Annotated in this window: 17 protein-coding genes; 11 read left to right on the top strand and 6 right to left on the bottom strand. The window is 57.2% G+C overall.

Going from position 1 to position 21,167, the window contains the following annotated elements; genetic code table 11:
- Positions 1–2: 2 nt before the first annotated feature.
- Positions 3–554, top strand: a complete 552-nt coding sequence (locus LHW45_02415) for a cell wall-active antibiotics response protein (GenBank protein MCB5284431.1) — start codon at positions 3–5, stop codon at positions 552–554.
- Positions 555–558: 4 nt separating this feature from the next.
- Positions 559–2,712, top strand: a complete 2,154-nt coding sequence (locus tag LHW45_02410) for a patatin-like phospholipase family protein (protein ID MCB5284430.1) — start codon at positions 559–561, stop codon at positions 2,710–2,712.
- Between the two features lie 567 nt (positions 2,713–3,279).
- Here LHW45_02410 and uvrB read toward each other — a convergent pair.
- Entirely contained in the window at positions 3,280–5,283 is a 2,004-nt protein-coding gene (uvrB, locus tag LHW45_02405) for an excinuclease ABC subunit UvrB (protein ID MCB5284429.1), read from the bottom strand.
- 194 nt (positions 5,284–5,477) lie between these two features.
- Here uvrB and LHW45_02400 point away from each other — a divergent pair, with 194 nt between their 5' ends.
- Complete coding sequence (locus tag LHW45_02400; GenBank protein ID MCB5284428.1) at positions 5,478–5,801, top strand: hypothetical protein; 324 nt, start codon at positions 5,478–5,480, stop codon at positions 5,799–5,801.
- Positions 5,798–6,199, top strand: coding sequence for a nucleoside-diphosphate kinase (locus tag LHW45_02395; protein MCB5284427.1), 402 nt, complete (start codon positions 5,798–5,800; stop codon positions 6,197–6,199). Before LHW45_02400 ends, LHW45_02395 begins: the two co-directional genes overlap by 4 nt.
- A gap of 8 nt (positions 6,200–6,207) precedes the next feature.
- On the opposite strand, the gene dusB is transcribed toward LHW45_02395, so the two are convergent.
- Genes dusB through LHW45_02380 form a run of 3 tightly spaced genes read right to left on the bottom strand, consistent with a single transcriptional unit; the run spans position 6,208 to position 8,477 of the window.
- Positions 6,208–7,179 (bottom strand): tRNA dihydrouridine synthase DusB, encoded by a 972-nt coding sequence (gene dusB / locus LHW45_02390; protein ID MCB5284426.1) that lies wholly within the window; start codon positions 7,177–7,179, stop codon positions 6,208–6,210.
- A 13-nt stretch (positions 7,180–7,192) separates the two neighbouring features.
- A complete protein-coding gene (trmB, locus tag LHW45_02385) occupies positions 7,193–7,801 on the bottom strand; it encodes a tRNA (guanosine(46)-N7)-methyltransferase TrmB (protein MCB5284425.1) in 609 nt (202 codons plus the stop codon).
- Positions 7,794–8,477, bottom strand: coding sequence for a hypothetical protein (locus tag LHW45_02380; GenBank protein ID MCB5284424.1), 684 nt, complete (start codon positions 8,475–8,477; stop codon positions 7,794–7,796). Before LHW45_02380 ends, trmB begins: the two co-directional genes overlap by 8 nt.
- 164 nt (positions 8,478–8,641) lie before the next feature.
- Between LHW45_02380 and ftsY the strand changes: the two genes are divergently transcribed.
- The 6 genes from ftsY (at position 8,642) to hydG (ending at position 15,218) form a co-directional block, all read left to right on the top strand.
- The gene (gene ftsY / locus LHW45_02375; GenBank protein ID MCB5284423.1) at positions 8,642–9,592 is read left to right on the top strand and encodes a signal recognition particle-docking protein FtsY; all 951 of its coding nucleotides are present in this window, start codon (positions 8,642–8,644) and stop codon (positions 9,590–9,592) included.
- Complete coding sequence (locus tag LHW45_02370; GenBank protein ID MCB5284422.1) at positions 9,589–9,807, top strand: DUF4405 domain-containing protein; 219 nt, start codon at positions 9,589–9,591, stop codon at positions 9,805–9,807. The genes ftsY and LHW45_02370 overlap by 4 nt, the downstream gene beginning before the upstream one ends.
- The gene (locus LHW45_02365; protein MCB5284421.1) at positions 9,804–13,028 is read left to right on the top strand and encodes an ATP-dependent helicase; all 3,225 of its coding nucleotides are present in this window, start codon (positions 9,804–9,806) and stop codon (positions 13,026–13,028) included. Before LHW45_02370 ends, LHW45_02365 begins: the two co-directional genes overlap by 4 nt.
- Positions 13,029–13,037: 9 nt before the next feature.
- A complete protein-coding gene (locus tag LHW45_02360; protein MCB5284420.1) occupies positions 13,038–13,355 on the top strand; it encodes a DUF3467 domain-containing protein in 318 nt (105 codons plus the stop codon).
- Positions 13,356–13,546: 191 nt separating this feature from the next.
- The gene (locus tag LHW45_02355) at positions 13,547–13,795 is read left to right on the top strand and encodes an iron-only hydrogenase system regulator (GenBank protein ID MCB5284419.1); all 249 of its coding nucleotides are present in this window, start codon (positions 13,547–13,549) and stop codon (positions 13,793–13,795) included.
- A 13-nt stretch (positions 13,796–13,808) separates the two neighbouring features.
- The gene (gene hydG, locus LHW45_02350; protein MCB5284418.1) at positions 13,809–15,218 is read left to right on the top strand and encodes a [FeFe] hydrogenase H-cluster radical SAM maturase HydG; all 1,410 of its coding nucleotides are present in this window, start codon (positions 13,809–13,811) and stop codon (positions 15,216–15,218) included.
- Between the two features lie 133 nt (positions 15,219–15,351).
- On the opposite strand, the gene LHW45_02345 is transcribed toward hydG, so the two are convergent.
- Positions 15,352–16,278: a hypothetical protein gene (locus tag LHW45_02345; protein ID MCB5284417.1), complete on the bottom strand. Its 927-nt coding sequence runs from the start codon at positions 16,276–16,278 to the stop codon at positions 15,352–15,354.
- Complete coding sequence (locus tag LHW45_02340; GenBank protein MCB5284416.1) at positions 16,275–17,279, bottom strand: hypothetical protein; 1,005 nt, start codon at positions 17,277–17,279, stop codon at positions 16,275–16,277. The genes LHW45_02345 and LHW45_02340 overlap by 4 nt, the downstream gene beginning before the upstream one ends.
- A 529-nt stretch (positions 17,280–17,808) precedes the next feature.
- On the opposite strand from LHW45_02340, the gene LHW45_02335 reads away from it, so the two are divergent.
- Positions 17,809–21,072: a hypothetical protein gene (locus LHW45_02335; GenBank protein ID MCB5284415.1), complete on the top strand. Its 3,264-nt coding sequence runs from the start codon at positions 17,809–17,811 to the stop codon at positions 21,070–21,072.
- Positions 21,073–21,167 lie beyond the last annotated feature (95 nt).

The following is a 21,167-nucleotide window of genomic DNA, read 5'->3' as shown; positions in this document are numbered from 1 at the left end:
AGATGAAAATGAGTTTCCTCTTTGGTCACATTTTCTGGGGCATTTTGCTGCTGTTGTGGGGAATTTCCCTGATCCTCAAAGGCTTCAACATCGTTGACCTGCCTTTGGTGAAGATCTTCATCGCCGTCATCATCATCCTCTTCGGGCTCCGTTTGCTTTTCGGGGACTGGAGTTCGCACCACAAGGACGGCTCGCGCGTGAGTTTCGTTACCGCGGGAAGCGACGAATACACCAGTGTGTTCGGCTCCCAAACAGTCGATCTCACCGGCCTGGATCCCGATTCTCCGCCCCTGGAGATCACCGCCGTGTTCGGCTCTTCCTATGTGAAGCTGCCCAACGACATCGATTTCAAGATCCATCCCACCGCCGTGTTCGGCTCCGCCATCGTTCCCACTCTGGCCTCGCCGGCCCAACCTCCGCTCGGCACCGTCAAGATCGAAGCCAACGCGGTTTTCGGCAAGATCGAATTTGTCTATAAGGAACCCAAACGCGATCACCTGCGCGCCAAAGCCTCCGCGGATTCAACTCAGGGAGCGCCAACTGACAGCCTCTAAGAAAGTGCTGGCCGCCCTTCCGGCCATCCTGTTACTCAGCATCGCGACGCTGCCCGGGAAGGGGCTGGGCTATGTGTTCAGCGGCGGCGGAGCGAGAGGTTTTGCCCAGTTGGGCATGATCAAGGTCCTCGAGGAAGAGGGGATCTATCCGGATCACGTGATGGGCTCCAGCGTGGGTTCCGTCCTGGGAGGGCTCTACGCTTTGGGTTACACGGCCGCGGAGGTGGAATCCCTGATGGTCACTCTGGACATGGCCGACATCATCAATGAGAATCAGGCTCGTCCGGATCTGCATCCCGGAGCCAGGCGCTGGCCCAGTTACGGCAATCTGCGCCTCGCGCTAAGCCCCAAAGGAATGCCGAGGGCTCCGGCGGGAGCCATCACCGGGGCCAAGATCGATCTCGGCTTGGCCGGACTCTTCATGCCAGCCGCCGCCTACCGCGATTTTTCCCGGTTGCCGGTTAACTTTGCTGGACTCACCATCGACATGCACACCGGCGAGCTGGTGATCCACCGCGAAGGTTCACTGGCCCAGGCCGTGCGCGGAGCCGCGTCGATCCCTGCCGTGATCTCGCCTTTCACATACGATGGGCGCACCCACATCGACGGCGGCCTGCTGCAAAACCTGCCCGTGCCTCAGGTGATCGACCTCGGCGCGGACAAGATCCTCGCCCTGAAGATCAACACCTCCATGCGGGGGGCCGATCCCAAGGACTTGTACAGCATCCTGAACCACATCATCAACATAGCCATGCACACCAGCATCGACGCCAATGTTGAGCTCTGCGACCTCATACTGGAGCCTGACCTCACCGGGATCGGGAACCTGGCCTACCCCAAAGCCCATGCCATCACGCAGATCGGAGAGGATTACGCCCGCGCCAACATCGATGTGATCCGGGCTTTTCGCGATTCCCTGCTGGCTGAGGGCTATGTGTTCACCAAGCCGGAGCGGATCACCGAACTCACCTCGGTGCCGGTGACAGAGATCGTTACCCGCGGGAACAGCCGCGTGCTTACAGACAAGATCATCACCTGGTCCGGGCTGCGCGAAGACACGGAGTACCTGCCCAAAGAGATCTTGGACGCCTGCAGCCGGGTTTGGAATTCGCAGAAATTCCACACCGTCTATCCCGTGCTGGAGCCTCTGGACAGCGGTTACCGCCTGGTCCTCTATGTTAGCGAACGCGAACCGCGCTACCTGCACATCAACACCAGCTATTCATCCGACGAGAAATTCTGCCTGGGCGCGGCAGCGGAATTCAACGACCTGATCCTGCCCAATTCCAGATTGCTGGGCGGTTTCACCCTCGGAGGCAGGAACGAACTCAATCTTGACTTTGTGAAGGATTTCGGCGACTTCCATGCCCCCTACCTGCGCCTCCATCCCTGGCTTCGCCAGAGCCGCGTTTACCGCTATGATGCAAGCGGCCAAAGGACCGCCAGCCTCGATTCCCTCGAATACGGGGTTGTGCCCGGGGTTGGCTTCTTCGCGGATAAACTCTTTAGCCTGGAGGCCTTTGGCTACTTTTCCCGCGCCAAAACAACCGGGGTTGTACCTGACGGTCTGCACGACAGCACCTGGCAAAACGATTCCGGGCTGGGTTTGAAGCTGTACCATGAAAGCCTGGACACGGATGTCTTTCCCCGCTCCGGAGCCCGCTTCTTCGCCAAGGCCGAGCTGTCCCCCTGGCCTGCCCTCAGTGCCAAAAACTACACCCGCCTCACCGCGAACCTGGATGTGTACGCGCCTTTGGCAAAGTACGTTTCACTCCGCGTCGGTTTTGCCTACGGCTCCCATTACGGCAGCTTTGCGGACAATTCCACGGACCTGATCAATTTCGGCGGTTCCGAGGGTTTCTCCGGATACCGAAAGGGCCAGGCCCCCTCGGCTGAATACAAGTACGGGACCCTCAGCGCGGTCTTTGAGCCGCTAACCAACCTCTTCCTGGAAACCGGCGCCCAAGCTCTCAACACAGCCGGAAACGCTGACTGGAGCCTCGACAACAGCCTCTTCTTCAGCTATTATGCCGGACTGGGCTACCGCTCTCCGGTGGGCCCTCTGGGAGTTAAACTCGCCCTGCGCGAAGACGGCAAAGCCAACTTCTTCTTCCATATCGGCTACACCACAGACCTGTTCTGGTTCTCGCGCAAATAGTCATAAATACTTTTTTTCGCCCGGACCCGCCCTTTACCCCAACCTACTCACATCCGAGTAGCATCCCGCTTAGTTCCCAATGGCTGGATGGGAACTAAGCGGGAAGTGAATGGGATGTGAATGGGAGAGGGGAAAGGGGGAGTCAGTTACGTAGTTTGACCGCTCCCGGCTTGGTAGTGGCAATTTTCTACTCCCCTGATCCAGGCTGATCAAGCAAGGCTCTTTGCAAACCGGGTGGGCCAGCCCGTGGCGTCAAGTAATGGCGGAGTTGTGAAGTTGCCGGCGACCTTGTGGAGCAGCGGAGCGCTTCCGTCTGGCTCAGAAGGCACCATCCCTGGTCCCGGGCGCGCCTCCCGCCTGATAGCCGCGTTTGATGCGAAGATCAGGCGGGAGGCGGGGGAGGGGGATGGACGCGAACGCTCAGGGCGTTACTGACAGGGCATTGCGGTGGGTGAAAAGGGCAACCCGTTATGAACTTATCCCGAAGGAACAATCCCGCCTATGGTCCTGCACCCCTCTGTCGAGGGGGTTTCTCCGGTCATCACCTACTCGGTTTGAAAGAGAGCCTCACTTTTTCTCCAGTTCCGAGATCTTGTCGCGCAGTTCGGCGGCGCGTTCGAAATCGAGGCGGGAAGCGGCGCGCTTCATCTCTTTCTTCAGCAGGTCCAGCAGCTTGTCGCGGTTGTCCAGTTCCAGATACTGGTAGAAATCCTCTTTGTCGGGTTTTTCCTCTTTGGGCTCATCTTTATCGATGGAGGCATAGCCTTCGGCGATGGCGGTGGACTGCATGATCTGGTCGATGGTTTTGCTGATGCTTTGAGGCGTGATGCCGTGTTCCTGGTTGTAGCTGAGCTGTTTGGCGCGGCGGCGGTTGGTCTCGTTCAGGGTGGTCTGGATAGCGTCGGTGATCTCGTCGGCGTAGAGCACCACCTTGCCGTCAACGTTGCGGGCGGCGCGTCCGGAGATCTGGATGAGGGAGCGGGCGGAGCGGAGGAAGCCGGTTTTATCGGCATCGAGGATTGCCACCAGCGAAACTTCGGGAAGGTCGAGGCCCTCGCGGAGGAGGTTCACGCCCACGATCACGTCGTATTCCCCGAGGCGGAGGGCGCGGATGATCTGGGCGCGTTCGATGGAATCGATGTCGCTGTGCAGGTATTTGGCCTTGATGCCGGCGTTCTGAAGGTAAACGCTGAGGTCCTCGCTCATGCGTTTGGTGAGGGTCATCACCAGCACTTTGTGGTTTTTGGCGATGCGCTGGCGGATCTGGGTGATGAGGTCGTCCACCTGGTTGCGGATGGGTTTGATCTCAATTTCGGGATCCAGCAGGCCGGTGGGGCGGATCACTTGTTCCACGATCTCGCCGCTGGTGAGTTCCAGTTCGTAATCTGCGGGAGTGGCCGAAACGAAGATCACGCTGCGCATATAGCTTTCAAACTCTTCGAAGCGCAGGGGACGGTTGTCGAAGGCGGAGGGCAGCCGGAAGCCGTAGTCAACAAGGTTTTTCTTGCGGGTGTAGTCGCCGCCGTACATGCCGTGCACCTGGGGGATGGAGACGTGGGATTCGTCGATGATGAAGAGGAAATCCTCGGGAAAGTAGTCCAGCAGGCAATTGGGGGGCTCTCCGGGTTTGGCCCCGGTGAGATGGCGGGTGTAGTTTTCGATGCCGGAGCAGAAGCCCAGTTCAGCCAGCATCTCGAGGTCGAACTTGGTGCGGGATTGCAGCCGGTCGGCCTCCACGTAGCGCTGATTGGCCAGATACCAGGCCACGCGTTCGTTCATCTCGTTTTCGATGGAGCCCAGGGCCTGGTTCAGCTTTTCCTGGCTCATGATGAAGTGGATGGCGGGATAGACGGGATATTGGGAAACCTCGCCCAGGCTCTGGTAGGAAATGGGATGCAGCTTTTCCAGGCGGTTGATCTCGTCACCGAAGAATTCCACCCGCAGGCAGTGTTCCAGATAGGCGGGATAGATATCCACAATGTCGCCCCGCACCCTGAAGGCGCCACGCTCGAAGGCGATGTCGTTGCGGCTGTAGTGGGCCGTCACCAGCTTGGCCAGCAGTTCCTCGCGGTCCATCTTCATCCCTGTTTCCAGGCGGATGAGGGCCTCGCGGTATTCCTCCGGCACGCCCAGCCCGTAGATGCAGGAAACAGAGGCCACGATGATCACGTCGCGCCGCTCCATCAGGCTCATGGTGGCGCGGAGGCGCAGCTTTTCGATCTGGGCGTTGATGTCGGAGTCTTTTTCGATGTAGATGTCCTTGCCGGGAATGTAGGCCTCGGGCTGATAGTAGTCGTAATAGCTGATGAAATACTCCACCGCGTTGTCCGGAAACAGCTGTTTCAGCTCGCCGTAGAGCTGGGCGGCGAGGGTTTTGTTGTGGGAAAGCACCAGCACGGGCCGGTCGAGCCGGGCGATCACATTGGCAATGGTGAAGGTCTTGCCGCTTCCGGTAACGCCGAGAAGCACCTGAAAGCGTTTTCCGGAGCGGATCCCAGCCTCAAGTTCGGCGATCGCTTCCGGCTGGTCGCCGCTGGGCTGGTAATCGGTCTGCAGTTTAAAGATTCCCATCTCTTGGGTCCTCATTTTGGGCTTGGTGAAAATTCCTCAAATCTTGGCGGATCAAGGCGTTCAACCTTTTCCGCGGCCTCCGGGTGGCTGCAGCCGGCAGTTTTTGCTTGACTTTTAGCTTTTCCCCGAAAGCGTGGACACCAGAATACAGGGACCCCTGTTTTTGTCGAGAAAATAAACACTGGAGAGATAAAATGGCCAACTTCGAAGACTTTCAGGTCAATTACGAGAATCTGCTCAAGCTCGGTTATGCCGTCGTGGACATCCGCTACAAGGAATACGACATCTGCAACGACAGCCAGAAGCTTGTCATCGCCAGGGTCGATGCCGACCGCGACGAGTTTTACCAGGACATGCTGAAACAGTACACCACTGTGGAATTCAAGCCTGGGGAGATCTACGAGATCTGGACCGATATCCTGATGCACAAAGTGAAAATGAGCAGAGTGCTCAACCGCGACATCGCCATCAAAGTGGCCGCTCTGGATTACATCGAGACAGTCTATAGCTCCAGATGATCCAACAGACCCTATTGCTGATCAAGCCCAACGCATTCAGGAACCACCATGTGGGGCACATCATTTCCATCCTGGAGGAAGCGGGATTCAAATTGCTGCGGATGAAGGAGTTTCAATTCACGCCTGCATCCGCGGCCGTTTTCTACGACATTCACAAAGGCAAGGAGTTTTTCGAACGCCTGGTGGCCTTCATGTGTTCCGCTCCCACCGTCGCCCTGCTTCTGGAAAAGGAAAATGCTGTGGAGGAGCTGAGGGAACTGATCGGCGAGGTTGACCCCGGCCTCCGCAAGCCGGGAACCATTCGTGACCTCTACGCCGAAGGGGTCACCGAAAACGCTGTCCACGCCTCGGACAGCCTGGCCAACGCGGAGCGGGAGACGGGTCTGATCTTCGGCTGAAAGCCGGTTTAAAGCAGTCTGAAAGCTTCGCTGGCCAACACCAGCTCTTTGATTTCAGCCGTGCTTTCCGCCCGGTTTATCTTCTGGCGCAATTCCGCGCTGCCGACCAATCCCTTCGTGTAAAAGCAAAGCTGCGAGCGCATTTCCTTGTTCACCACCCGTTCCGGTTTGTAGCGGAGCGCGAGGTCGATGTGGCTGAAGATGGTTTGCAAAAGCAGATCGCGGGTTGCAGGGCGGTAATCGCCTCCATCCCAGAGCTGGCGGATCTGGGCGAAGATCCAGGGCCGGCCCAAAGCCCCGCGGCCGATCATCACAGAATCGCAGTTTGTTTCAGCCAGCATTTTGGCCGCGTCCTCGGGGCTGTGGATATCCCCGTTGCCGATCAGGGGGACACTCAGATATTTCTTCAGTTCTGCGATGTGGGCCCAATCCGCCTGGCCGGAGAACATCTGGGCCTGGGTGCGGGCATGGAGGCAGAGAAAATCCGCGCCGGCCGCTTCGAGCAGCTGGCCGAATCCTAGGAAACTGAGACTGTCGGAGTTCCAGCCGCTGCGGAATTTCACTCCCAGCAGGCAGCTGCCACGCACTGCCGCGCTTACCTCTTTCACGATCGCTGAAGCCCTTGCGGGATCATTCATCAGGGCGGATCCGGCCCCACGTTTGACCACTTTTTTCACCGGGCAGCCCATATTGATGTCGATAAAATCCGGCTGGAAGCGCAGGCAGAATTCCGCGCCCCTGGCCAGCACCGCTGGCTCCGAGCCGAAGATCTGGATCCCGAAAGGCCGTTCAGCTTCTTCAAAGCGGATGAATTGCACGGTTTTTTGGGAATCACGGATGAGACCGTCGGCGCTCACCATTTCGCTCACCAGCACCTCGGCGCCGCCTTGCTTGCAGAGTTGGCGGAAAGCGCTGTCCGTGTAGCCGGCCAGGGGGGCCAGCCAGAGTTTGCGCTGGGTGAGTTCGGCGAGGCTGATCATGGTGGGAAGTGGCTCAGACGCGTTGGAAAAGCAGATAATGGGGTTCGAAACCCTGGCGGCGCTGTTCGATCTCGTACCAGGTGCTCACGTGGTCCTGGAGGCTGGGTGTGCTGAGGATCGGTTTGGGCTGCAGGGAAACGAATTCCGGCTGCCTTACCAGCAGGTCCGCGATCCAGTGGGCGTATTCCTCATGGTCGGTGGCCACGTGCAGCTGGGCCTCCGGCTCCATCACCGTGGCCAGGGCGGCCAGAAACTCCGGCTGGAAGAGGCGGCGCTTGAAATGCCGGCGTTTGGGCCAGGGGTCCGGATGCTGGATGTACACGCTCTGCACGGAAACCGGAGGCAACAGCTCCGCGATGCCGGCATCCACTCTCAGGCGGAGCAGCCGCACGTTGGCATGCCTTTCCGGGGAAAGCTTCTTGAGGATGTTGCGGATGCGTTTCTCGGCCAGTTCGAAGCCGAGGAAATTCCAGTCCGGATGCAGCGGCGCGTATTGGGAGAGGAATTCTCCCTTGCCGGAGCCGATCTCGATGTGCAGCGGATGGCGGTTGCCAAATACAGTTTCCGCGTCCAAGATGCCTTCCGGCGTTTCCAGAACGAAGAATTCCCGGTCTTCAAGCATCCTCATCCTCGTCAACGGGGCGGCTGGCCTGCAATTGCGCGAGCTCGGCACGCTGGATGGTCAGGTCCGCCAGGGAAAGCCCAAAGGCGATGAACACGAAGAGAAGCAAGCCGCTCACGTAGAAACCGCTCCAGTATCCTTTGCCGAACTCAGTTTTGGTAAGCCAGAAGAGCCCGCGGAAATAGAGCGCGATCAATCCCGCTCCCAGCAGGGAAGTGAGGATCATGCGCCATCGGATCAGCGCCCGGTGGAAAAAGATGAGTTTCACCATCAGGGTAAGCATCACGCCCAGGGCCAGGTTGATCAGGAAAAAGCTGGTGAGGGGCAGGCCGATGGTATCCTGAAACAGCAGCGCGAAGGCCAGGGCCAGCAGGATGACCGCCACCCAGGCCAGATGGCTGTTCAGATATTGATACAGCAAGGCCGCCGCTCCGCAGATCAGGGCCAGGTAGATGCCCAGTTCCAAACTTCCCGGCGTTCTCGTTTCCTTTTCCGGCAGCTGATCTTCCGGGCTAAGGATCACGACCGCATCCTCCGGTTTGTCGGTGGGAAGGGAACTCACGGTGGCGGAGTCCGGCTGGGTGGTGGTGCCGGAAAGCATGTAGCCCAAAACCGCGCCCAGCAGCGGAAACAGCAGGGCAAGCAGCATCACAGGCTTGAATTTTGCGTTGTTCATCGGGGCCTCGCGTAGATTTTTATTGACTTGTAGCAAAGGGACTATTTTGTGGCAAGCGGCGCTGGTGTCAATCACAAATGTGGCAAACGGCGTCTGAGCGCCTTTCCGGAGCTTGCTTGCGGGTTGGAAAGGTTCAGGATTTTGAAACTTATTGGAGAAATACAATGGGCCTCATCAGCAATTTGAGGAAAAAACTTGCCCGCACCAAAAGCGGTTTTCTGGGCAAGATCGCGGAAGCGGTAAGCCTGCGCGGCAAGGTGGACGACGAATTGATGGAGCAGATCGAGGAGATCCTGCTCAAATGCGACACCGGGGTGGAAATGACCGGTGTGATCATGGAACGCCTCACCGAACGCGTCAGGATCGACCGCATCACTGAAGCAGCCGAAGTTCAGACAGCCCTGCAGGAGATCATGGAAAGCATTCTGGTTCAGGATTACGCCGAAGCGGTGAGCCTCTTCGACGAGATCGACCGCAAGCCGTATATAATCGTGTTCGTGGGCGTGAACGGAGTGGGGAAGACCACCAGCATCGGCAAGATCGCCGACGCCCTGGGCAAAGCCGGGAAACATGTGATGGTGATAGCTGGTGACACTTTTCGCGCGGCGGCCATTGAACAGCTGGCCATCTGGACCGAGCGCGCCGGGGCCACTCTGATCAGGTCTCAGCAGGATGCCGATCCGGCCTCCGTGATCTACGACGGCATCTCCTCCGCCCTCGCCAAAAGCTATGACGTGGTGCTCATCGACACCGCCGGACGCCAGCACACGCGGGAAAACCTGATGAAGGAACTTACCAAGATCGACCGCACCATCAAGAAGCTGATCCCGGAAGCCCCACATCAGGCCTTGCTGGTGGTGGACGCCACCACCGGCCAGAACGCGATCTCGCAGGCCACCAAATTCCACCAGGCGATGGCGCTCACCGGCCTGGTGCTCAGCAAATACGACGGCACTTCCAAAGGCGGCATCATCTTTAACCTGAAACACAATCTGGACCTGCCGGTGCGCTTCATCGGCGTGGGTGAAGGCATCGGCGACCTGGAGGTTTTCGATGTGAACGCCTTTGTCCAGGCCTTTTTCAGCAATTCCGAAGAAACAGGAGAAAACGCATGAAGACCAAAGCCCTCAAGATCCTCAATCCAATTCTGCTGCTGCTCTTGCTGCTGGTTCTGATCGGCCTCTCGGGTTATCTCATCACAGAACTCGATCCCTGGTATAAACTGCACTTGATCAGCGGCATCCTCTTCCTGGCCGGCGGCCTTCTCCACCTGATCCTGAACTGGGGCTGGGTGCGCGCCACCTATTTGAGGAAAAGCGCGAAGAAATGAGCCTTCTGGCCCCGGAACAGGTAAGCTTGGCCTATGAACGCCTGCGCGAACTGATCGCGGACCCGGCGGAGCTGAAGCACAAGCTGGTGCTGGTGCGCCAACTTATGGAGGGGGTTTACAAAAAGCTCAGCGCCGAAAGCCAGCTCAGTTTCAGCGGTTTGTTTGCCCGGATGCAGTTTGTGCACGAAAGGCTGGAGGCCACATCCGAGCTTTCCGCCCAACTCAACCAACTTCGCATCGCCTGCAACAAAGCCGCGCACGAAGAGGACTACCGGGTGAGCCAGAGCACCTGGTCCAGCGCGCTGCACGCCATCCGCGAACTGCTGCTGTGGCTGGCTCCGGACCTGCGGGATGGCGAGACGGACGCCTGGCTGGAACAGCATGGCGCGGAACCCTTCCGGATCGGGGTCCATGTGCCCAAACACAGCTTCCAATGTGTGGCGCAGAGCTGGGAACTGATCCGCAAGGCGGATCGGGTGGGCGGGCTCAAGATCATCGCCACCGGGGATGACGGCGCAGATTGCACCATCTGGCTGAATGACCTCGGAGGCGACGGCAGGCAGTGGAGCGTGCTGAACAAGGTGCTTTGGCGCTTCTGCACCCTCAACTGTCTGAACCTTTCGCCGATCAACGGCCGCCCGCAGTGGTTCCAGAGCAATCCTACCACCCAGATCGTGGTGGAGCCGGATTTTCTGATCGACGCCAGTTCCGTGGCGGATTGCTTCACCCAGAAAGGTTCGCGCCCGGAATTCAGCATCCTCACCCGCATGGTCAAGGAACCGGCCACCGCTAAAATGGCTTTGGGGATCATGGTGAACAGCATCCTCGACGACCTCGTCTTCGCCCCGGATGCTGAATATCAGGACCTTTTCCGCCTCAGCATGGCGCGCCAGCCGATCAGCCTGGTGTCCCTGGGCATCGATGACGCGCAAAACATCTACAAAAACATCCGTGACAACCACTTTCCCGTCATCCGCGCCTTCGCCCGCTCCCTGCAAAAGGAATCCGTGCAGCTGGAACCCACCTATATCTGCCCCAACCACGGGCTGCAGGGCCGGCTGGACATTTTGCACGAACGAGACGGAAAACGCCACATCGTGGAGCTGAAAAGCGGCTCCCCTCCGCGCGAAAACGTCTGGCTGCAGCAGCAGATGCAGGTGGTGGCCTACAATCTGATCATCCGCGACTGCGGCGGCCAGATCCCCCAGGGCTACAGCAGCATCCTCTATTCCGCGGCGAAGGAAAAGCCCCTGCGCCACGTGGTGAGCACCGCGCAGTTGGAACAGGACCTCATCATGTGCCGCAACCGCATGGTGGGCATCATGCACAACCTGGCCCTGGACCCCAATTTCTTTTTCAAATGGCTGCGCAAGAGCCAGTTCAGCGCGGAGCCGGCCTTCCTGCAGGAAAAGATCGGCAACATCGTGAAAATGCTCAACTCACTCCAGGAATACGAATACCAGTGGTTCCTGGAGCAGCTGCGCCTGTTGGTGAGCGAGATCTGGCATGAAAAGACCGGAGGCCTGGGCCCGGACAGCATCTACGGCCACAACGCCCTTTGGCAGGAAAGCCGCGGGGTGAAGCAGGAGCACTATCGGGTGCTCGGTGACCTCAGGATCGAGGACCTGAGCGTAAACCGTCTGCGCTTCAAACTTTCCGGCAACGGAGCGATCACAGACTTCCGCTCCGGGGACATCGTTGTGCTTTACCGCCAGGACCTCAGCGTGGACCGTCAGGAGATCCTGCGCGGCAAGATAGTCAGCATCGGCGAAGACTACCTGGAAGCTTCCGTGCGTGGAGGATTGCGGCAGATCGATGCCCGCTACGCGGACCATCTCTGGGCCCTGGAACACGACATCCTGGAAACATCGCTCTACAGCCCGCTGCATTCGATCGTCAGCTTCCTTCAGGCGAGTCCGGAAAGGCGCTCCCTCTTGCTGGGCCTCTCCCAGCCCCGCCACGACGATATCCCGGAGCTCGCAGACGATCCCCTGGAGCAGGTGATCCAAAGGATGTTCGCCGCCCGCGATTACCACATCGTGCAAGGCCCTCCCGGCACCGGCAAGACCTCCGGTCTGCTCACCCGCTATATCCACAAGCTTTACAACGAGACAGAGCTGACCGTTCTGATCCTCAGCTTCACGAACCGGGCCGTGGATGAGATCTGCCAGAACCTGCGCAAACACGATATCAAATTCATCCGCACCGGCCAGTCGGAAGAGGTGGAAGCGGAACTGCTGGACAACCTCATCGAGGGCAAGAGGTTCCATGAAGTTTCCGAGGTGCTGAAATCCTGCCGCGTCTGGGTGGCCACGGTGCAAAGCTGCAACGCCTGGATCAGCGATCTGCTCAGGGTGGTAAACATCGATGAACTGGTGATCGACGAAGCCTCGCAGATAATGGAAAACTCCATCCTGGGCATCATCGCCAGGATCGGCAAGACCATCCTGATTGGCGACCAGAACCAGCTTCCTCCCATCACCCGGCAGTCCGGCGAAGGTTTTTCTTTCACGCACGAACAGCTCTCCGGGCTCTGTTACGATTCCTACGGCCAATCGCTGATGGAGCGGCTGGACCGGGTTTGCAAAGCCAAAGGCTGGCTGGATTCCACCACCATGCTGCATCAACACTACCGCATGCACGACGAGATCGCGGACCTCATCCAGCCCTATTACAATGGCCGGCTGATCTCCACGCAGGCCAGGCAGAAAGAGCCCTTGCCCGTCAGCGGCAACCCTCTGCTGGATAGCCGGCTGGTCTGGATCGAGTTTCCGCCTTCGCGCTTCGCCTGGTACGATCCCCTGCAGGTGGATTGCGTTTTGAAGCTCATCCGGCTGCTCACTGACAATGGCTCGCTGAGCGATCCCGCCTCGGAATTGGGCATTGTGGCACCCTTTCGGGCCATGATCCACGCCCTGCGCAAGGAACTGCCGGAAGCTTTGAAAAACCTCACCATCGACACCGTGGAGCGTTTCCAGGGCTCTGAACGCAGGAACATCATCATCACTCTGCCCCTGCACAGCGCCGAGGTGCTGCGCAACGTGGAGGCTCTGTCCGCAGACGGCAGGGTGGACCGCAAATTAAACGTGGCCATGAGCCGCGCCCAGGAACGCCTTTTCGTGCTGGGCTGTCCCGCCATCTGCGCCAACTCGGCCCACTACAAGTTTTTGATGGACAGGATCCACGCTTCCGGCAGGGTGTTCCAATATACCTATTTTTAAGGAGATACCATGAATAAACCACCTCAACAGCAAGGCCAGATCAACATCAAGATCGACGAAAAGGTAGGCGAGGGCACCTACGCCAACTTCTTCGTGATCACCAATTCCCCCTCCGAGTTCATCATCGACTTCGGCCGCATCCTGCCAGGCATTCCGGACGCCAGGATCTACACCCGCGTGGTCTGCACACCCCAGCACTGCAAGCAGCTGCTCAATCTGCTGGAGAAGAACATCGAGGGTTACGAAAAGCAGTTCGGAGAGATCAAGGTGCAGGGCCTGCCGGAAAACAAACCCGTGGGCTTCAAGACCGGCGACGAACCCAAATAAGCCTTCCGGACCGGGCATTCGAACGGGGGTTTGAAAATATTCCTTGCCAATTTGCCGGCGGGGAAAAACAAGGTATTCAGCAACAGACCTGAGATGAGGGATACGTTCCGGCATCAAGGGCGGACAAGTTGTCTCCCCTGAAGCCAGCATAGTATCTTCATCCCCGTCAAATATTTCGCCAGGAGAAACGCATGGAACTTCAGCGCCACATCGTCACCATCGTGGTGGAGGATATCGAAGCGGCCTTCAATCCCGTTTCAGAGCTCATCCACAAGTTCGCCCCCCACGTGCTGATGCGGCTTGGCTATCCCATGCGCGACCGCAATGTTTCCGTGATCTTCCTGGTGATGGAAGCCGACCTCGACACCCTGGGCTCCTTTTCCGGCAAACTTGGCCAGATCAGGTCCGTGCGGGTGAAAACCATGACTTTGAAGATATGATATGGAGTATAAGATGAACATCAGCACCGAAGGGGTGAAATCCTTCATCCCCACCGCCAGGATCGATCAACTGATCGAAACCCAGAAGCACGCGCCCGAATCCCGCATCCGCGAGATCATTGCCAAATCCCTGGACAAAAACAGGCTGGAACCCGAAGAGACGGCAGCGCTGCTCAGCGTTACCGACCCCGAACTGAAACAGTTGATCCTGGAAGGGGCCCACGAACTGAAAGAACGCATCTACGGCAACCGCATCGTGCTCTTCGCGCCGCTCTACGTGGGCAACGAGTGCGTGAACGACTGTGTCTATTGCGGCTTCCGCATCTCGAACAAGGAATGCCTGCGCGCCACCCTCAGCCACGAGCAGCTGGTTCGTGAAACCCAATCCTTGGTGGAAACCGGCCACAAACGCCTGATCATGGTTTACGGCGAGCACCCCAAATATTCGCCCGAATACATCGCTGACACTGTGCAGACCGTTTACGCCACCAAATACAAGAAAGGCGAGATCCGCCGCGTGAACATCAACGCCGCGCCGCTGGACATCGAGGGCTTCCGCACCGTGAAATCCGTGGGCATCGGCACCTACCAGATCTTTCAGGAAACCTACCACGAGGAAACCTACCGGAAGCTGCATCCCAGCGGACCCAAGAGCAGTTTCCTCTGGCGCCTGGACGGCCTCGACCGCGCCATGAAAGCCGGCATCGACGACCTCGGCATCGGCGCCCTGATGGGCCTCTATAACTGGAAATTCGAGGTGCTGGGCCTGCTCTACCACACCATCCACCTGGAAGAAACCTTCGGGGTGGGACCGCACACCATCTCCTTTCCGCGCATCGAACCCGCCAACGGCACCGAATTCACGGAAAGGCCGCCCCATCAGGTTTCGGACGAGGATTTCAAGCACCTGGTGGCCGTGATCCGGCTTAGCGTGCCCTACACCGGCATGATCCTCACCGCGCGCGAACCCATCGCCGTACGTAATGAGATCCTGCGCTACGGCGTTTCCCAGATCGACGCCGGTTCCAGCATCGGCGTGGGCGACTACTCCGCCCATGACGAAGAATCCAAAAAGAAAAGCCAGTTCGTGCTGGGCGACACCCGCAGCCTGGACGACGTGATCTTTGAACTCGCCCAAGGCGGCTACATCCCCTCATTCTGCACCAGCTGCTACCGCGCCGGGCGTACCGGCGAACACTTCATGGAATTCGCCATCCCCGGCTTCGTGAAGCGCTTCTGCACCCCCAACGCCCTGCTCACATTCGCCGAATACCTCTACGATTTCTCCTCCGAACGCACCCTCCAGGCCGGTCTGGAACTGATCGCCAGGGAACTTGGCAAGATCGAGGATGAAAACATGCGCGCCTCTGTGACCGCCAAACTGGAGGAGATGAAACAAGGCAGGCGGGATCTGTATTTTTAGGATCGGCCTGCAATAATAGATTGGTCGGCTCCCAATATCAATACGGTATCAATACGGAATCATTACGGATGAAATCCGTATTGATTCCGTATTGATACCGTATTGATATTGGGAGCCGAGTGGATAAAACGGCTCAGTTGCGCGCGACGATCCGGTAGAACTTCCTCGCGTCTGCAGTTGAGATGGTGAACTCCACAGTGCCGTCTCCAGGGTTGGGATCGATGATGTGATCCCACTGAAGGGTGAACCCGCCATAAGGGTCGTCGGAAACGTAGATCCCGTAGCTGCTGGCATTGAGGGCTTCGTTCCAGTGGAGCAGCGCCTCGCCTGATTGGATGGGTTCCAGCCACACATTCTGAGGGATCGCGGGAAGGCCAGCGGCCTGGATGGTGATGGTTCTGCCCCAGGTATCGGTGACGGAGTAATAAGGCTGCCAGGCGCCCAAAACGTCATCGCTGGTGATCGGAATGCTGATCTGGGTACCGGTGAAGCTGCTAAGCGAACCGTTTAGAAACCATTGGTTGACATAAAAACCTGCATCCAGGTAAAACAGGTCTGGTGCCAGGGACCCGCCGCGATTGATGGTTTGGTTCCCAGGGCCGTTGATATAGACCCGGTAGCAGTTGAAGAGACCGGATTGTACGATGTCTCCCCAGCAGTTCAAAGTCAGTCTAAAATTTGAGGGATTATCGCCGATAGATCCTGTATTGGTTATGTTTCCCTGCACCGTAAGGTTTCTGCTGGACTCTGGGTAGTTTTGGATGTAGCCGTTGTTAACCAGGTCTCCTGCCACCGTGATATCTGAGGCCAGGGTGAGGGTGCCGGCGTTGGTGATGGACTGGAAAGCGACGTTGGTGATGGTGCCTTCGCTCATATCGATCACGTTTCCCGCCACGCTTTGGATGGTAGCATCCCGGAGGTTCCCGGTGATGATATGAAGCCCACTGGGCGCGGAATCCAGGACCAGGGTGGCAAGGTTGAGATCCAACGAGCAGTTCTGGAACCAGAGATCACCCACCGCCAGTATTGTTGAAGCGCTGTTGGTATCGATGAAATTCACCTTTGGCAGGGATGGTCCTGGGGGAAATGTATGCTTTGCGCTGAAGCGGAGCTGATGTTTGTGGTCTGTGCAGCCCAAATGCCATCATTTTGGATGGTGCCATCCACATTCACGGTCAGTAAAAAAACATCGGGATGGTTACGCAGGGTTCCGTAGTTGGCGAAGTCGCCAGATATTGAAAGGGCTGTGCTTGTATTATCCGCGTTTTGGAGGATCCCGTGATTTACCGCATCGGTGAGCGAGCAGCCAGCCCGGAAGCTGATTTCTCCCTGGATGGCGAGATCTGACAGCGCGCAATAGTACATATAGCCGTTGCGAGAGTTGTTCCACAACAAATCGTTGGTTCCGTCGCCGCTGATATTTGCCCGTTGGAGGATAACGTTGGTGAAAGCAAGGTCCGCGCTTTCCGCCAGCACGAGGTTGTAGTTGGAAGTGGTGGAACTCCAGTTAAAGTTGGCATTGTCGGACGCGTGCGAAGAAGAAACGGCGAAATCCGTGTCGATGTAGAGTGTGGCGCCCGCAGGCACGGTGATGTTCAGATATGGCGCCAGGCTGTAGCCCGGGCTTTGGGCCAGATGATGGCCTGGGCTGCCGGTGAAATTGAAGGTCTGTGGCTGGCATAGCCCAGCCTGGCTGAAGTTTCCGGCGAGGTTAACGGTTATATGGCGGTTTTGGTAGGTGTCGCAAAGGATCTTGCCATCATTCAGAAGAGCCAGGTTGCCACCGATGTTGACGGTCCCATATTCATCGTAGCCGTTCCTGAGCTCAGCCCCGGAACCGTCCACGGTCAGGTTGTGGCAGGCTACAGCTCCTGCGACCGTTACTGGGCCAATAATGAAAACATCATCATCGGCATCCGGAATGGGTATGGTGATTTCATCACCCCAAGTGGACCAAGCGCTCCAGCTTCCGCCCGCGGCGGTGGAATGATAAACGTCCGCGCCCAAGATCCCGATCGATCCGAGCAGCGCCAACAAGACGAAAAATCTGACTGTCTGCATGACTCTCACCTCCAGTGAAATTGCTGTCGATTCATTCTCACAGGATCAAGTTGATATTGTCAAGCTTTAAAATTTGAATATCCGTCACAAATTTCGGAAGAGCACGGTCATCAGAGGGGTTGATGTGCCGCCGCATTTCGTTTTTGCCTCAGAAAGCTCCACGAAACTTCCCAAGCGAAGGGCAGTTAATTCCGGTTGCGAAAATCGTTCATGCCAAACCTATCCCGGGATGTCAACCGGACCGATACATAGATATGCGCCGATGAGCGTGATCAGGGAGCGCTTCCGGACAATCGAAAAAATCCTTGACATGGATCGTGAAGTGTAAAATAAATGAAATTGGCCGTGTGGCTTGGCATAGATTGTGAATCACGGGAACGAAAAGACGTTCCCAACCAGGCTGAGACTTAGAATGTCTTGGTTATTCGTCAAACATTTGTAGATCAACCTGGGTTTCAAGCGCTGGTGAGCTGGCTTGTTTCGCGGCACGAGCTTGCCTGGTTCAAGTTTTGGCGTGTAAGGGGGATTTATGCGCTGCTTGTTCGTTGTTTTGCTGTTGGCATCTGTTCTCGCGCTGGGCGCGGGCACTTACTACAGCCGTGGCAATTTGCCGATCGACGAAACCAGTTCCTGGCGCAGCAACCGGGACGGAAGCGGATCTTCACCGAGCGGTTTTTTGCTGACTGCCCATGATTTCATTGTCCAGGACGGCGACAGCATGGATGCCGAGGGCACCTGGACCCTGCATTACAATTCCACCGTGCTGATCGAGACCGGAGGCAAGATCACGTCCGGATCCTACAATCACGACATTTTCCTTTCCCTGCAGGCCGGAGCGACGTATGAAGTCACTCATTTCACCTATGGCTCTCTAGAGATCGGCACCCTGGACCCGGCAAGTACTTTCATCTTCAATAAAAACGCCGGACTATCCATTTATGATGACATCACTTTCGGAAACGTGACCGTCAGAGCTGGTTCTGTGGGTGTTGCGGGAACCAATGGCCTGACCCTGAACGGCAATCTCAAGGTCGAAACAGGGGCAATTTTCAGTGGCGGCACAAACTCGAGCCTTACCAACAGCATCGGTTCGATCGAGATCGACGGCGGAACCTTTTACGGCAGTTCCGGCTCTGCCGGCATCACCTACAACATCGCGGGGGACGTGGTAATCAACAGCGGAACCTTTTACTCCACCTACCTCACCGGCACGGAAGACCTGCCTGCAAATCTGTACTACATCGGCGGCAGTTTCGAAAACAACGGGACCTATTACGCGCGCAACCGAGCCGCGGGCGGGTATCCCAGTTATTATTTCTCCGGTTGTTACGAAGCCCTCAAATTCGCCAATAGCGGCACCGAAAGCCAATGCAACCACTATATCAGGCTGGAGAGCAATGCCCACTACACTCTGGCCGGCGACCTGTACATGTATGATTACCGAACCTTTTCAGTACAGGGCTATCTGGACGCCGGAACCTGCTCGGTGCGTTCCTCAAGCACGAACGATGCCTCCATATCGATATCCGGACATGTGAAAACAGCCCATCCCGGAGGCTTGTTCGGCTACGGATACGGCACATTCTGCATCCTGCACGCGAGTTCTTTGGCGATGGGCCCGGAAAGCACGATCGAATACTGGACCAACGGCAGCCAAACGTTTTCCCCGCACGGGCAGTACAAAAATGTGGCCCTGTTGGGAGGAGGGGTGGTTACCCTCACCGGGGAGGCGACCATATCCACATCGTTGCTGGTGGACAGCAGCCTGGCCATACATGGGACCCTGAACGTGAACGGAAGCCTGAACGGGATCTGCGGCATCTCCGGCTCCGGGACCCTCGTGATCGGAGGCAACGGCGAGGCCTTGTATCTTTTGACGACTGACATCAACAACCTGACCGTAAACCGCAGCGCCGGCTGTAACCTGGCAGGCAATCTGACAGTGTCCAATCTGACAATCACGCTTGGCAACCTGTGTGTGGGGGCAAACACTCTGACCCTGAATCAGAATTTAAACTGCTACAGCGGGACACTTGTCACGGACCCGGCTTCGACCCTGGTGATCAACGATAACAACAGCGGAATCTACCTTCCTGCCCTGAGCGTGGGGACTTTTCTGCTTAACCGGGCCTCCTATCAAACCAATCTGAACGGCAATCTGACCGTTTACACCGCGCTGGTGCTGCAATCCGGCTCATTGAACATTTCCACCCACACCCTGACCCTGTATGGCAGTTTCAGCCGCGTCAACGGATCGATCTATGCTCATAACGGCACTGTGGCAATTGGTCCTGGAGACACCGATTTAAACTGGTATTCCTCTAACATCAACAGCATGAACCTGAACCGGCCGGGGAAAAGGCTCAATCTAACCACTTACCTGCATATCAACAATCTGAACGTGGTTGCGGGGGTGTTTGATTTCTCGGAACAGAACCTTGGCATCAATACTCTTGCCCTGTCCAGCAGTGACCAGTTTATTGGCAACAGCAATTCCGAACTGTCTGTGGACGCTTCCGGAATGGTTGTACTGCCCCCCTTGGATATATATCGTCTGGATGTGTCCGGCTACGGCTGCCAGGTTTCTGATCCTACTTCTGTTCAAGATCTCTACCTCTACGGGACATTGGATCTGGGTGAAGGGGCCAGCCTGACGGTCGAACAAACCCTGTCCGGCGGATACGGCGGCCAGCTTAACGGCGCGAATGGCTCGAACTTGTACTACAATGGAAGCAACGCCCAGCCGACAACTGTGCCCCGGATTCTGGCAGGAAACGTGTTCTTCAACCGCGACGGAACAACCAACATCTACGGTTTGTGGCAGATTCGGAACTCGCTGCACCTCATTCAGGGCACGCTGAACATTCCCGCAGACACTTTCCTGAATTTCTTCGCAAACGCGGCGATTTACCGCTCCAATGGTTATCTGGACAACTCGGGTTTTGTGGTTTGCGACGGAACTATCGACATCATCTATGAAACCGGGCTAACCACCGGAGACGAAATTCCTGCCGACACAGCAGTCCTGAATGACCTGTCCATCCCCGCAGACCAAGTCATCACTGCTGACCGGGACATTCACCTGAACGGCAGTCTGAACCTGGGACAAGGCAGCACGCTGGAACTGGAGGATCATACTCTTTATCTTTCCGATTCTGCCGCCGTAATCTGCGGCGCCGATGCCTGGATCTTCGGCAGGGCGGAACAAAACATCGGGGCCACCGGCTTCCACGTGCCCGCTTTGGGATTGGTGATCGAGCCCGGCCCAGAGGTCAGCGGATTCGCGGTTACCCATGCCGCGGCTTCACAGACCCTGCCCTGCGGAAGCAGCATCAACCGGAGCTGGCAGCTGGAAGGCACTTTTTCCGGAAGCCAGGACCTTACTTTGATCTGGGCTTCCTCTGCTGACAATGCACTTGATTTCTCCACTGCCGAAGCCTTGGTCCTCGTGCAGCCGGAAGCGCTCTGGACCCCGGTTTGCCCCACGGCGGATGTATCTCTGCTGGATCCCCGCCAACTCAGCGTGACCACGGAGCACTTTTCAGATTGGACTGTTTCCACTGCCGACCTCCTGACAATATCGGTGCAGGGTCTTTCCATCAATCAGAACCACGATACAGGCCAAACCGAATTGACCTGGACCCATATCTTTGGGGTGGATCATTTTAAGGTCTATCGCAGCAGTTGTCCCGAAGGACCTTTTGACACGCTGGCAGGAACTTCAGAAACCACATCCTTCGCCGAAGCGCAGTATGGAGACCGCGTTTTCTACAGGGTAAGAGCTGAATATTAGAAGGAAGCGACCTTAGACCAAGCTTTGACTTGCTCGTCAATGCGATAAATGAAAACCCGCGCCCTCAGGGAACGCGAGTGGTAAAAGGTTGTTGC

This window comes from Candidatus Cloacimonadota bacterium, assembly GCA_020532085.1.
Lineage (GTDB): Bacteria > Cloacimonadota > Cloacimonadia > Cloacimonadales > Cloacimonadaceae > Syntrophosphaera.
Note: the sequence above shows the minus strand (reverse complement) of the source record. Positions and strands in the feature narration are given on the sequence as shown.

Coding starts and splice junctions, on each gene's coding strand:
- LHW45_02415 (MCB5284431.1), top strand. CDS start 3: ATGAAAATGAGTTTCCTCTTTGGTCACATTTTCTGGGGCATTTTGCTG.
- uvrB (MCB5284429.1), bottom strand. CDS start 5,283: ATGGGAATCTTTAAACTGCAGACCGATTACCAGCCCAGCGGCGACCAG.
- LHW45_02400 (MCB5284428.1), top strand. CDS start 5,478: ATGGCCAACTTCGAAGACTTTCAGGTCAATTACGAGAATCTGCTCAAG.
- LHW45_02395 (MCB5284427.1), top strand. CDS start 5,798: ATGATCCAACAGACCCTATTGCTGATCAAGCCCAACGCATTCAGGAAC.
- dusB (MCB5284426.1), bottom strand. CDS start 7,179: ATGATCAGCCTCGCCGAACTCACCCAGCGCAAACTCTGGCTGGCCCCC.
- trmB (MCB5284425.1), bottom strand. CDS start 7,801: ATGCTTGAAGACCGGGAATTCTTCGTTCTGGAAACGCCGGAAGGCATC.
- LHW45_02380 (MCB5284424.1), bottom strand. CDS start 8,477: ATGAACAACGCAAAATTCAAGCCTGTGATGCTGCTTGCCCTGCTGTTT.
- ftsY (MCB5284423.1), top strand. CDS start 8,642: ATGGGCCTCATCAGCAATTTGAGGAAAAAACTTGCCCGCACCAAAAGC.
- LHW45_02370 (MCB5284422.1), top strand. CDS start 9,589: ATGAAGACCAAAGCCCTCAAGATCCTCAATCCAATTCTGCTGCTGCTC.
- LHW45_02365 (MCB5284421.1), top strand. CDS start 9,804: ATGAGCCTTCTGGCCCCGGAACAGGTAAGCTTGGCCTATGAACGCCTG.
- LHW45_02360 (MCB5284420.1), top strand. CDS start 13,038: ATGAATAAACCACCTCAACAGCAAGGCCAGATCAACATCAAGATCGAC.
- LHW45_02355 (MCB5284419.1), top strand. CDS start 13,547: ATGGAACTTCAGCGCCACATCGTCACCATCGTGGTGGAGGATATCGAA.
- hydG (MCB5284418.1), top strand. CDS start 13,809: ATGAACATCAGCACCGAAGGGGTGAAATCCTTCATCCCCACCGCCAGG.
- LHW45_02340 (MCB5284416.1), bottom strand. CDS start 17,279: ATGCAGACAGTCAGATTTTTCGTCTTGTTGGCGCTGCTCGGATCGATC.
- LHW45_02335 (MCB5284415.1), top strand. CDS start 17,809: ATGCGCTGCTTGTTCGTTGTTTTGCTGTTGGCATCTGTTCTCGCGCTG.